1 protein-coding gene is annotated in these 1,000 nt (G+C 23.8%); it reads right to left on the reverse strand.

What is annotated here, in order from left to right; translation table 4 throughout:
* Positions 1-272 precede the first annotated feature (272 nt).
* Positions 273-404, reverse strand: a complete 132-nt coding sequence (locus ABWU82_RS03625) for a hypothetical protein (protein ID WP_353290134.1) — start codon at positions 402-404, stop codon at positions 273-275.
* Positions 405-1,000 lie beyond the last annotated feature (596 nt).

Genomic DNA, 1,000 nt, shown 5'->3' on the forward strand with positions numbered 1-1,000 from the left:
TTTGTGTCTTTTTGAATCTTCCAAGATAATTAATCAAAAGATTGTAGACTAAGAAAATACGCGGAACAACCATGATATTAACGAAAACACAAATGGGCTTAATAATAAAAGCCATTTACTAGCTTATGGTGTTTCAACGTCTATAAATGCATTGTGTGTTTTGTAATGAGACTAAGCTACGGTTTATAATATTTCACATTCTTGAATGTATGAGTTTGTTTAAAATGGTGAAAAATAAAACAGAAAAACCCAACCTTGCGGTTGGGATTTTTTTATAATGATTTAACAATTGAATTGATGAAGTTTTCTAAATCTTTGTCTTGTAGGATTTCGTCTTTGACTTTTGTACACCATTTCAACAAGTTATCGTTGTTAACCTGAATACAAGACGGTTTTATTGTCATAAATTTTTTAATAATACTAATATCGCTTAACTTAACATTAAATTAATTGAATATTTTAGTTCAAGCAAATAAGTAGATAGAGAGTTTGTCGTTAGAATTTAGATCATTTAAAAATTTATTTTATCCACTTCTTTGCAATATACTTTTAAGATTTTAGTTTTCAGACAAAATAATTGTGCATAACTATTTTTAATCTTATGTTGATAATACAATTTTTGAAAGTTTAATTATGAATATTGCAACGTTAAAGTTTTTCGTTTAAAGTAAAAAAAATAAAAACATAACAAAAAGATTAGGTTCTTTTTTTGTTTTAATAAATTATTTATTTTGCACACCTTTGGATTTATTAAGAAATTTTAATGTTTTTGCATATTTAATCACCAAAATTAACTTTTTGTTATATAAATATATAATTATATCTTCATAATATTTATGAACGATTTAATCGTTTAAAAAAATAAAAAAAAATTTTAAAAAAATGTTGACATTTTTTTAAAAAAGAGATATACTTATATAGTTGTGTTAATCACAACAGTTAGTTCTTTGAAAACTTAATAGAATCCGTCAATTTTTTGAGAGTTTGATCCTGGCTCAGG

The sequence above is a fragment of the Ureaplasma ceti genome (assembly GCF_040369755.1).
Taxonomy (GTDB): Bacteria; Bacillota_I; Bacilli_A; order Mycoplasmatales; family Mycoplasmoidaceae; genus Ureaplasma; species Ureaplasma ceti.